Annotated in this window: 8 protein-coding genes, 1 tRNA gene and 1 pseudogene; 5 read left to right on the plus strand and 5 right to left on the minus strand. The window is 65.8% G+C overall.

Annotated elements, in window-relative coordinates:
• Nucleotide 1: 1 nt before the first annotated feature.
• Nucleotides 2–742 (plus strand): NAD(+) diphosphatase, encoded by a 741-nt coding sequence (locus JZY91_RS02280; RefSeq protein ID WP_234948375.1) that lies wholly within the window; start codon nt 2–4, stop codon nt 740–742.
• A gap of 4 nt (nt 743–746) precedes the next feature.
• Complete coding sequence (locus JZY91_RS02285; RefSeq protein ID WP_234948376.1) at nt 747–2,804, plus strand: ATP-dependent DNA helicase UvrD2; 2,058 nt, start codon at nt 747–749, stop codon at nt 2,802–2,804.
• Here the strand turns inward: JZY91_RS02285 and JZY91_RS02290 are convergent.
• Nucleotides 2,801–3,649: a hypothetical protein gene (locus JZY91_RS02290; protein ID WP_234948377.1), complete on the minus strand. Its 849-nt coding sequence runs from the start codon at nt 3,647–3,649 to the stop codon at nt 2,801–2,803. The genes JZY91_RS02285 and JZY91_RS02290 overlap by 4 nt on opposite strands.
• A gap of 43 nt (nt 3,650–3,692) precedes the next feature.
• Nucleotides 3,693–5,123, minus strand: a complete 1,431-nt coding sequence (locus JZY91_RS02295; RefSeq protein WP_234948378.1) for a zinc-dependent metalloprotease — start codon at nt 5,121–5,123, stop codon at nt 3,693–3,695.
• An 84-nt stretch (nt 5,124–5,207) separates the two neighbouring features.
• On the opposite strand from JZY91_RS02295, the gene JZY91_RS02300 reads away from it, so the two are divergent.
• Nucleotides 5,208–6,287, plus strand: coding sequence for a PDZ domain-containing protein (locus tag JZY91_RS02300; RefSeq protein WP_234948379.1), 1,080 nt, complete (start codon nt 5,208–5,210; stop codon nt 6,285–6,287).
• A 48-nt stretch (nt 6,288–6,335) separates the two neighbouring features.
• Here the strand turns inward: JZY91_RS02300 and JZY91_RS02305 are convergent, their stop codons facing one another.
• Nucleotides 6,336–7,067, minus strand: coding sequence for a hypothetical protein (locus tag JZY91_RS02305; RefSeq protein ID WP_370639240.1), 732 nt, complete (start codon nt 7,065–7,067; stop codon nt 6,336–6,338).
• Nucleotides 7,068–7,136: 69 nt separating this feature from the next.
• Nucleotides 7,137–7,768: pseudogene (locus JZY91_RS02310) on the minus strand (PPA1309 family protein).
• 196 nt (nt 7,769–7,964) lie between these two features.
• Between JZY91_RS02310 and JZY91_RS02320 the strand changes: the two are divergent.
• Nucleotides 7,965–10,877, plus strand: a complete 2,913-nt coding sequence (locus tag JZY91_RS02320; protein ID WP_370639276.1) for a UPF0182 family protein — start codon at nt 7,965–7,967, stop codon at nt 10,875–10,877.
• A gap of 280 nt (nt 10,878–11,157) precedes the next feature.
• Nucleotides 11,158–11,234: transfer RNA gene (locus JZY91_RS02325), tRNA-Met, on the plus strand.
• A 65-nt stretch (nt 11,235–11,299) separates the two neighbouring features.
• On the opposite strand, the gene JZY91_RS02330 is transcribed toward JZY91_RS02325, so the two are convergent.
• Nucleotides 11,300–11,581 carry a S9 family peptidase gene (locus tag JZY91_RS02330; RefSeq protein ID WP_234948383.1) on the minus strand — a complete coding sequence of 94 codons (282 nt, stop codon included), beginning with the start codon at nt 11,579–11,581 and terminating at the stop codon, nt 11,300–11,302.
• Nucleotides 11,582–11,630 lie beyond the last annotated feature (49 nt).

Genomic DNA, 11,630 nt, shown 5'->3' on the forward strand with positions numbered 1-11,630 from the left:
TATGCTCCTTCCCATCGACGCGGACACCGCGTTTCCAGTCGGGCCGGACGGGGAGCCCCTGCTTATCGACGATTGCTTGCACCCAACCTCAACCCGCGTCACCCTCCCGGACGGGACGGAGGCCGTAAGGCTCGATGGCGTGCGCGCCGCCGAGCTGGGGTACCCAACGGGGGATGCGCGTTCCCATGCCGGCCACCCTCTCATTGCCCGCGCCGTGGCCCTGCTGCGCGCGCAGGACACCATGCGCTTCGATCCCGCCGACGGCACGGCGTTAGCGTGGGATCCGTCGGGCGCGCTTGCTTCCGGCGCCTCCGGTCGCCCAGTCTTCCCTCGCATTGACCCGAGTGTGATTGGCGTGGTCCAGTCCGCGGACGGGGAGCGCATCCTCCTCGGCGAGAACAGCCACCGCCCCGGCTACTTCACCTGCATCGCGGGCTACGTGGAGCCGGGCGAAACCATCGAGGATGCCTGGGCCCGTGAGGTGTACGAGGAGACCGGCAGGCGGGTGGAGGACATCTCCTACGTGGGCTCTCAGCCCTGGGCGCTGACCGGGGCACTCATGCTGGGCTTTGCATCCACCACGCGGGATATTGAACCGCACGGACCAACTGACGGAGAACTGCGCCAGATCATCTGGGCGAGCAGGGAGGAGCTTGCTGGGCTTACCCTAGCGCGGGAGGGCACAATCGCGCGCCGGCTCATTGACCGCTGGGCGCGCGGAGAGTTTGAAGGGGGAAACTGACGCCGTGGCAATTAATCTCGACCTCTTGGATGCGGACCAGCGCGTCGCCGCAACGGCTCCGCGCGGACCCGTGTGCATCCTTGCCGGCGCCGGCACCGGCAAGACCCGCACCATCACGTACCGGATAGCCCATCTCATTGACCAGGGCATGGTGGCGCCGAACAAGGTGCTCGCGGTGACCTTCACGCAGCGTGCCGCCGGGGAGATGCGCGACCGCCTACGCCACATGGGCATTGGCGGGGTGCAGGCGCGCACGTTCCACGCAGCGGCGCGCAGGCAGCTGGCGTACTTCTGGCCCCAGATCGCCGGCGATTTGCCGTGGCAGCTCCTGGATAACAAATTCCCCCTGGTCGGCCGTGCTACCAGGGCCGCTGGTCTGGACTCCGGCAAAGACATGGTGCGTGACTTGCTCAGCGAGATTGAGTGGGCGAAAGCGAACGTCATTAGCCATGAGGACTACGTCCAGCGCATCGCTGAGTCGCACCGCACCCCACCTGCGGACCCGCAGAAGGTCGCGGAGGTGTACCGGCGCTACGAGGCTTCGAAGTCTAGCCCGGACGGGATGCTCCTGGATTTCGACGACTTGCTGCTCCACGTCGCCGCGGCCCTGGAGCATGCGCCAGCGGTGGCGGAGGAGTTCCGCACCCAGTACCAATCCTTCGTGGTGGATGAGTACCAGGACGTCACCCCGCTGCAGCAGCGCGTGCTTGAAGGCTGGTTGGGCACACGGGATGATCTCACGGTGGTCGGGGACGCCAACCAAACCATTTACTCCTTTACCGGCGCTACGCCGGACTACCTGCTCAACTTCTCCCGCACCTATGAGCACGCGACGGTGGTGAAACTCCAGCGCGACTACCGCTCCACGCCCCAGATCACTGATCTGGCCAACACTGTCATCGGCAAGGCGCAGGGGCGCGTTGCGGGCAGCCGCCTCGAACTCGTCGGCATGCGGGACCCCGGCCCGGCACCCACGTTCCACGCGTACGACGACGAGCCGACGGAAGCGCGCGAAGTGGCGGCGCAAATTCGCAGGCTGCTTGACGGCGGTGTTCCGGCCCGCGAAATCGCCGTCCTGTACCGCATCAACGCCCAGTCCGCTGCGTTTGAAGCGGCGCTGGCAGATGCAGGCATCCTCTACCAAGTCCGCGGCGGCGAGGGCTTCTTCCACCGCGGCGAAGTTCGCGAAGGGTTGAACCAGCTCGCGCGCTTGGCCCAGCGGGCGGATGCGGATGTAGACCCGGTGCAAACCGCCCGCGACGTGTTCGCCCCGCTGGGCCTGACCGCCACGGAGCCCGAAGGTGCCCAAGCGCGGGAGCGTTGGCAGGGCCTGAACGCGCTGGTGGACCTCATCGAGGAAATCGTGCGCACAAAGGAAGCCCAGACCCTGGCTGACGTGCTGCGGTCGCTCCGCCAACGCGCAGAGTCCAAGCAGCCGCCCGCAGTAGACGGTGTCACGCTGGCCAGCCTGCACGCCGCGAAAGGCTTGGAGTGGGACGCGGTCTTCCTGGTCGGTTTGGTGGAGAAGACGCTGCCCATCTCGCATGCCATTAACGCGGGGGAGGAGCAGATTGAGGAAGAGCGCCGCTTGTTTTACGTCGGCGTCACCCGCGCGCGTGAGCACCTGCACTTGTCCTGGTCGCTCGCGCGTCAGGAGGGTGGCCACAAGTCCCGCTCGCGCTCCCGTTTCCTGGACGGATTGGTGCCGGAGCTGGAAGTTGAGAAGTCCCCGCAGCGATTAAAGCGCAGCCGGGCCTGCCGCGTGTGCGGCAATCCGCTTGATACGCCTGCAGAAAAGTCGCTGGGCCGCCACCCTGACTGCGAGCCGGACTATAACGAGGAACTCTTCACCGCTCTGAAACGCTGGCGCCTGGATGTGTCACGTGCCGCGAACCAGCCCGCGTACCTGGTGTTTTCGGATGCCACGCTGCTGGCTATCGCGGAAGCAATGCCGCATGACGTGGCCACGCTGCTGGATGTCGCCGGTGTCGGCCCGGTGAAAGCGGAAACGTACGGGGCAGACGTGCTCGCCGTTGTCGCCGAACACCGCGAGAACGCCTAGGGGTAGCACACGCCGCACCGCGGGTGCGGCGTCACAGCTTGATCGCGGACAAGCTGCGGGCCGAACGGATCAACAATCCTCACGTGGCCCGGCTTGAGGCGCGGGGCGGAGACGCCCGGCGGATCCGGCACGCCAACCACGTGGCGGATGACCCCGGAAGCAAGCGCCGCCCCCGCCGCAACCACAACGGGATCGGGTCGCATCAGGCCACCGGGTAGCTGCTCAACCGCTAGCTCCCACCCTGCATCGCGGTCCACGCAATGCAAATGCAGGCACACCAAACACGGGTCCGCGCGCGACGTGCGCAACGGGCCGATCACCACCCGCGAATCCACGGTGGCGACGTGCAGCACGGCACCGGTACGCCGCTTGGTGAGGTCGGTCAACGCCCGCGCGCGAGCCATGTGGTCCACCAACACCATCGGCACCCAGGATTCAGCGGTGGCCAAGAATCTCACTTCGGCATCGGTGCGACCCGCCAGACGCACGAAGATACCGGATTGGGAGAGCAGCCGCGCGATCTGTTTGGACAGCGGGGATGTACCAGATAAATACACCTGGGCGGGCGCATCCGGTACGAGTACTCGGTATGCCAACAGGTCCGCCACAAGCGCGGCGGCCGCCTCCCTGTCCATGATGTCCTGCAGCTGACGCATGATGGCGCGGAGCTGACGGGGTGTGACCCAGCCGTCGATAAGCGGGCGCAGGTCCTGCGCACTCGGTGTCTCGATGATGCCGGTGCGGGTCGCGTCCAACCCGAATTGCAGCATGGTTGGGCTGCGTTGCAGCACGTGCGCGCCGTTGGCAAGGCGCACGCGCGTATGCGCGCTGATCTGTGGCGCCATGGTTCACCCCCCCGATGAATTGACGCCTACAGCCTAGCGCGGGTTAGAGCTCCGTGCCGTCCTCGCGGCCGTCGTCCTTGCCGTCGCCGTCCTCGCGCTTGAATTCTGGGTTCTCGCGCAGTTCCTGCTCCAGCTTGGCAAACTCGGCATCCAGGTCGGTGTCCTCCGAATCATCCAACAGGGTGTCAATGAACGCCGCCGGGTTGTCCAAGTGCTCCGCGGTGGGCAGGAAGTCCGGGTGGTCCCACACCTCGTCGCGGCGCTTGACGCCCACGGCGTTCTCCGCGCGGCGCCACAGCTCCGCCGCCTCGCGCACCTTCGGCGCACCCAGCTCAATGCCGACGACGTTTGCAAACGCCTGCTCCGCGGAACCGCCGGTGGCCCTGCGGCGCGCCCACGCCTCCGCGAGCTGCGGGGCGGACGGGATGCGGCCGTCCAGCGCCTCGCCCACAACCACGTCAACCCAGCCTTCCACCAGCGCAAGGAGCGTCTCCAACCGGGACGTCGCCGCCGCGTTGCGGGAACCGACGCGCGGGGAGAGGTCCTCGCCCTGCAGGCGCTGCAGCGCTTCCTGGATCTGCTGCGGATCGCCAGACTCCAGGTTCAGGCTGCGGGCAACCTCTTCGATGTGGGAGGTGTCAATCTCCAGCCCCGCCGCGTACTCCTCCACGGCGGAAACCAGGCGCTCCACCAGCCACGGCACGTGCTGGAACAGGCGCTGGCGCGCTGCCTCGCGCGCGGCGGTGTACACAATGACTTCCTGGCCCGGGACGTCCAAATCCTTCGCAATCGCGGTCACGTTGCTGGGCAGCACAGCGGTAACACCGCGCGGCGCGACAGGCAGGCCGAAGTCAGTGCCGGTCAGCGCCTGCTGGGCAAGATCGCCCAGCGCGTGGCCCAGCTTCATGCCGAACTGCATGGAGTTCATCTGGCGCATCATGCCGGACATCGGGCCCATCATCTCGCGCGCCTCCGCCGGCATAGTGTCCAGCTGGGCGCGGTTCATGTGGTCTGCCACCGGATTGACCAGGCGCTTCCACATGGACATCGTGCCCGAGAGCCACTCATCAGCATTCCACGCGGTTGCGGCGGCGCTGGCGGCGGGCAGCGTCGTGGCCTCATCCAGCCACAGGTCCGCCAGCTTCACGGACTCTTCGACGGCCTTCTTGTCTCCGGCAGAGATGGAGCGGGTGCCGCCCACGCGTTGGCGCGCGATGCGCAGCGCCATGTCGAAGTTCACGGCGTCTCCGGCACTCTGGGCGTTCATCGAAGAACCCATGCCGGAAAGCATCTGCCCGAATTGGTTGAGGACGTCGCCTAATCCGCCGTCGTTCGGCATGTTTGCCCCGCCGAATCCGAAGGCGGCGAATGGGTTGGTTCCGCCGTCGCCGTCGCGGCGGTCGCGATCACGATCGCGATCACGATCATCGTCCCGGTCGTCGCTGGGGAAGGAGAATCCAAATCCGTTGCTCATACACGCCCACACTACCCACGCGCGGGACCGCAGCGCGAGGACGCTTGCCGAGACCACGCAAGTGTCCGTATAAGCTACTGCACCGTGACTGAACCTGATCGGGTGCGCAGCTCGCGCTGGTCCGCCGTGGTGTGGGGTGCGATCCCCGTCGCCGTGCTCACCGCGCTGCTTTCTTTCGACCACATTCCAGGCACGAACATTTCGCTGGCTGTGCCGTACGCGGCGCAGGGCCCCGGCCCGATGTTTGACACGCTGGGGGAGGTCAAGGGCGAGCCGGTGATTGCCATCGAGGGCGCGGAGACGGATGAGACTTCCGGCACCCTCAACATGACCACCGTTTCTGTTCGCACGAACATGACGTTGCCGCAGGCCATTGGCCGGTGGATTGGGGCCGGCGACACGCTTGTGCCGATTAATCAGGTGCTTCCCCCGGATCTGAGCCATGAGGAAATGCGCGAATACAACCAGCGCGCGTTTGTCTCCTCGGAGGCATCCGCCACGGTCGCGGCCATGCACTACCTCGGCCGACCGACGCAGGTCGTGGTGCACGACGTCGTAGAGGACGCACCGGCCGCGGGCGTGTTGGAGCCGGAGGACGCGATTCTGGCCATTGACGGCCAAGAGGTGGCCACCCCGAGCGAGGTGCAGCAGCGCGTCCGAGCACACGGCCCCGGGGACACCATCACCGTCACGCTGCGCCGGAACGGGGAAGAACGGGACGCGCAGGTCACCCTCGGCGCCTCCGAAGACAACGAGAAGCAGGCGCTGCTGGGCATTTTGATGACCTCGGAGCCAGCGGACGGGGTCACCGTTACCTACAACCTCAATGATGTGGGCGGCCCCAGCGCCGGCATGATTTTTGCCCTCGCGGTGATAGATCTCCTCTCGCCGGGCGAGCTCACCGGTGGCCACGTTGTCGCAGGCACCGGCACGATCAACGACGCCGGCGAGGTCGGCCCCATCGGCGGCATCACCCACAAGATCGCCGGCGCGCGGGATGCGGGTGTGGAGCTCTTCCTCGCGCCGGAAGGCAACTGCGCGGACGCGCAGCGGGTGAACACCGGCGAGATGGTTGTCGCCGCGGTGGGCAGCCTGGACGACGCCGTGAAGGCGATGGAGGATTTCTCCGCGGGCCGCGCCGTCGCCGCGTGCCCCGCGAAATAGCGCCGCGCAGTAACGCCGCGCGGACAATCCGCGCGCCAACGCAGCGCGCTAGTTCGCGCTGTCTCCCGGCTTCGGCTCCGTCGTCCGGGCCGATTCAGCGTCCCGCGCCTCGCGCCCCGGGGCTCCCGGGGTGGACACCACGTCCACCTGTTCCGCCAAGCCCAGCTCGAAGATGCGCTTGCGCGGATCCTCCTGGTCGGTGGAGATGAGTTGCTGCATCACCTGGCCGGCCTCGTTATCCACCACAGTGATGATCGCGGAGGTGCCAAGCACGCTCCACCCCACAACCCGGTCGCCCTTGTCCTCCACCACGCGGGAGGAGCGCAGCTCGGTCAACAGCTGGGTGGTGGAGGCGGCCTTGGATTCAGAGTCGAAGAATTGGAACTGGCCCACTCCCGGCCCGGAGCAGTCGAAGGACCCCTCCAGCCCCGACGCCGTGCAGGACTCCAGCTGCGCGAACAGTTCCGGCGGCGCGAGGGTGGCAAACCGCTGCGCCACTTCCTCCACCATTTGCGCCTCACTCGCCTCTGAGGTGGGGGAGCTCTTGCTTGACGACGTCCGCTTGGTTGACGTCGTCTCCGACGGCGGCGTTGTCGTTTCCTCAGCCTCAGTGGTGGTTTCGGGAGCACTGGTGGTTGCCGTGGTGGTGGTCGCTGTGTCGCTCGGGGCCTCCGGCGTAGCCGTCGGCGTCGTGCCCGTGTCACCGCACGCGGCCAGGGTGGCTGCGAGCGCGAGCGCCGCCACAGCGGTGAGAGTGCGGGAAGGGTGTGCCACCGTCATGCTCCTTTTATGCCTGGGGCGGGCGAGACAGCCCGATAGAAGTAGCCCGAAAGCAGTCTAAAACAGTTCTCAGTACAGTTCGTCCGGGTCGAGGGAAAGACTGTGGCGCAGCGCCGCGATCACGTTCGGTGCCACACCCGGGCCGCCGCGCAGCTCCACCTCGTCTTGCGCGAACAAGCCGCGTGCTTCCAACTCCTCCTCGGTGGGGCGGAGTTGGAGGAGGGTGAGCTCGCAATCGTCGTCACGCAGGGCCCCGGAGAAGAGCCGGGCGGGACGCGGCTGCGCACCCTCACCCGCGGAAGCGTCGCGGAAGATGATCTCCTGGGCCAAGATCGCCCCCTCTACCTGAGCTGGCCAGGCGACGCGGGCGACGTAGTCGGCGAGCTCGTCGGAGCCGGCGTCGATAGTCTCAGGCAGCTCCTGCACCACCAGCGTCAGCGGGGACGCTTCCGGGGATTCGTCGAGCCTGTCCAGCTCGTCGAGCTGGTCCACGATCAGCTCGGTGCGAGCTCGTCGGAGCCGGCGTCGATAGTCTCAGGCAGCTCCTGCACCACCAGCGTCAGCGGGGACGCTTCCGGGGATTCGTCGAGCCTGTCCAGCTCGTCGAGCTGGTCCACGATCAGCTCGGTGGGCACGAGCGCGAAAAGCGTCGGGCGGGCGTCCCACCCCTCGGCGTGGATGAAGTCAACCGCTTCCATCATCGCCTTGTTCAATGCCTGTTGCGTTGCCACGGGAACCCTCTCGATATCTTGACCGTTGAACAATTTAAGCTAGAAGCCTAGAGCTGGAAAGCCTAGTACGCGCCGTCACCGCGGCTTCGCACCATAAGGAGATGGATTGGCCACCCGGATAGCAAGACCACGTCCAACCCCCAAGAAACCGAACACAGGGCTATGGATCACCGTCGCCGTTTTAGGTGTGGTGCTCTTCCTCCTCCCGATGATCGTCGGGCTGTACACAGATTTCCTGTGGTTCGGGGAACTTGATTACCGCAGCGTGTTCAACACGGTCATTCTGACCAGGATTGTGCTGTTCCTCATTTTTGCCGCTGTGGGCTGGGGCATTGCCTACGCCGCCGGTATTGCGGCGTGGCGCGGCCGCCCGCCGCTGAAGGCAGATCCGTTCTCGGACACGAGCCGCCAACGCGCGACCGTGGAGCAGGGCGTGCGTTCCCTCCTGGTGTGGGTGCCCGTCATGGTGGGCCTATTCGCCGGCCTGACCGGGCAGCGGTTGTGGCGCACCTTCATGCTGTTGCTCAACGGCGGCAATTTCGGGGTGGATGATCCGCAGTTCGGGCGCGATCTCGGCTTCTATGCGTTCTCCTTGCCGGCCATCGGCGCCATCGTGGACATGCTGTCCATGCTGCTCATCACCGCGTTCATCATCGGCCTCATCGGCCACTACCTGCTCGGCGGCATCACGCTGGGCAATAACGTGACGGGCGCGCGCGGCCGCATTGCCAAGTCTGCGCGCGTGCAACTGGCAGTCACTGCGGGCCTGTGGCTTTTGGTCAAGGCCGCGAGCTACTGGCTTGAGCGCTACCAGCTGCTGTTCGGCAAGAACGACATCTTCACCGGTGCCTCGTACACCTCCGTCAACGCGATGTTGCCGGCGAAGCTCATCCTCACCGTGATCGCGGTACTGGTGGCGGCTGCCTTTTTCGCATCGGTGGTGTACAAGGATTTCCGCATCCCGGTGCTGGCCACCGTGCTCATGCTGGTGTCCTCCCTTGTCGTCGGCAACGTTTGGCCGGCGCTGCTTGAGCAGTTCTCTGTCAAGCCGAACCGCCAGGCTAAGGAGTACGAGTACATCGGCCGCAACATCGAGGCCACGCGCTACGCCTACGGGCTGACGGATGAGCAGGTTGTCTACGAGGACAACTGGGGCACCTCCAACATCTCCAATTCCGAGGTGGCGGATGATGCGGCGACGATCTCCAACATCCGTCTGCTGGACCCGGACATCATCGCGCCGACGTTTACGCAGAACCAGCAGTTGCGCAACTTCTACGGCTTCCCGGCCCAGCTGGCTATGGACCGCTACCAGGTGGACGGCGAGATGCGCGACTTCGTGGTTGCGGCGCGTGAGCTCAACCCGAACTCATTGAGTGAGAACCAGGGTGACTGGATCAACCGCCACACGGTATACACCCACGGCAACGGCTTCATCGCCGCGCAGGCCAACACGGTGGACGCTGCTGCGCAGGACGCCGGCTCCACCCGTGGTGGTCTGCCCATCTTCACCGTGTCCGATCTGCAAACCAACGCGATCGCCCGCGAGAAGGATCAGGCTGAAGAGCTGGGTATCCGCGTGGATGAGCCGCGCATTTACTACGGTCCGGTGATCGCGTCTGCCGCGGACGGTCTGGATTACGCCATTGTGGGCGACAACGGCCAGGGCCCGGTGGAGTATGACACTGATACGTCCACCTACACCTACACCGGTGCCGGCGGCGTGAATGTGGGCAACTGGTTCAACCGCTTCGCGTACGCCGTGAAATACCAGGAGTTGAACCTGCTCCTGTCGGACCGCGTCGGCGGCGAGTCCAAGATCCTCTACGACCGTGACCCGCGCGAGCGCGTCGAGCGCGTCGCCCCGTGGCTGACCACCGACTCCAAGACCTACCCGGCCGTGATCGATGGCCGCGTGAAGTGGATCGTGGACGGCTACACCACGCTGTCCCGCCTGCCGTACTCCACCCGCACCTCCCTGACGGACGCGACGCAGGATGCCCTCAACCCAGACGGCACCACGCAGCGCCTGGTGAACAACGATCTGGGCTACATCCGCAACTCCGTCAAGGCCACCGTCGATGCGTACGACGGCACCGTGGAGCTCTACGCGTTCGACGAGTCCGATCCGGTCCTGCGCGCCTGGATGGGCGCGTTCCCCGATACGGTGAAGCCGGAGAGCGAGATTTCCGATGCTCTGCGTGACCACCTGCGTTACCCAGAGGACCTGTTCAAGGTCCAGCGCAAGCTGTTGGCCCGCTACCACGTGGATGACCCGGGCGTGTTCTTCAACAACGACGCGTTCTGGTCCGTCCCGAACGACCCGACAGCGAAGGAAGGCAACCAGGAGCTTTCCCAGCCGCCGTACTACATCGTCGCCTCCGACCCGGAGACCGGCGATCCGTCCTTCCAGCTGATCACCCCGTTCCGCGGCCTGAACCGCGAGTTCCTGTCCGCCCACATGTCCGTGTCCTCCGACCCGGAGACGTACGGCCGCATCACCGTCCGCGTCCTGCCTACCAACACCCAGACCCAGGGCCCGAAGCAGGCGCAGGACGCGCTGATGTCCTCCGACCAGGTGGCGCGCGACCGCACCCTGTGGGAAGGCACGAACGACCTGAAGAACGGCAACCTGCTCACCCTCCCGGTGGGCGGCGGCGAGATCCTCTACGTGGAGCCGATCTACTCGCAGCGCAAGGACCAGGAGTCCGCATTCCCGAAGCTGCTGCGCGTGCTGGTGTTCTACCGCGGCCAGGTGGGCTACGCCCCGACGATCTCCCAGGCCCTGTCCCAGGTGGGCATCAACCCGGCGGCGGCCCAGGACATCGATGTGGTGGACGAGGGCGCCCCGGATACCCGCACCGAGGCGGACATGGCATCCCCGACCGCGCCGGGCGAGAACACCGAGGAGCGTTCGGAGGTTCCTTCCGGCGCCGCGAACCAGGAGGAGGCGCTGAACAACATCAACACGGCGCTGCGCAACCTGGAGAGCGCCCGCGACGGTTCCTTCGAGGAGTACGGCCGCGCCCTTGACGCCCTGGACAAGGCCGTCGCGGACTACCAGGGCCTGCAGAACTAGCCTCCGCTTGACGACGATGAAAGCTCCGGCTTCGCCGGAGCTTTTTTCGTGCGTAATTGCTGCCGCTGCCACAGATTCTGCCGGGCCCGGCCGGAACGAGTTGGTAATCTCGTTTTGCGACCTGGAGTTTTGTAGCGCCCCGGAACGAGATTGTCAGATCGTTCCGGAGCGGCCGGCGCTGATCCCTCTTCTAGCAGGGGATTTGGCCGAAATGGTTGGTGCACGTATAGTAATCGACGTTGCCGGGAACGGCAGCAGGTGAAAATCACATAACACCCGACGCGGGGTGGAGCAGCTCGGTAGCTCGCTGGGCTCATAACCCAGAGGTCGTAGGTTCGAATCCTGCCCCCGCTACCAACTCCCAGAACCCCATCAGCCAACAGGCTGGTGGGGTTCTTCTTCGTGGGTTAAGCCGCATGTGTCTACTTTCCGGGGGGGGGCAGGCTCCGACGCTGTGCGACCTGTTCGGCGATATCCGTACCGAATCCGGCGAAACCGTCGAGACGTTCATTGCCGAAAGCGGCAACGTTGTCCGCGACGGCGAACTCTCCGCGGCCGAAGTATCGGTAATCAAAGACCACCACGGTGTAGCCCGCACGGGCGAATGCCTCCGCGTAGGTGTAGAGGGCTACTGCCCGGGGTAGGCCGAAGCCATGCCCCATGACCACTGCGGGGGTTGGGCCTTCGCCGTCTGGCCGGTACATGGCGGCAGCAAGGGGATGGACTCAGAATGGAACCACTCATCGGTGCGGG

This window comes from Corynebacterium sp. CNCTC7651, from assembly GCF_021496665.1.
Taxonomy (GTDB): Bacteria; Actinomycetota; Actinomycetes; order Mycobacteriales; family Mycobacteriaceae; genus Corynebacterium.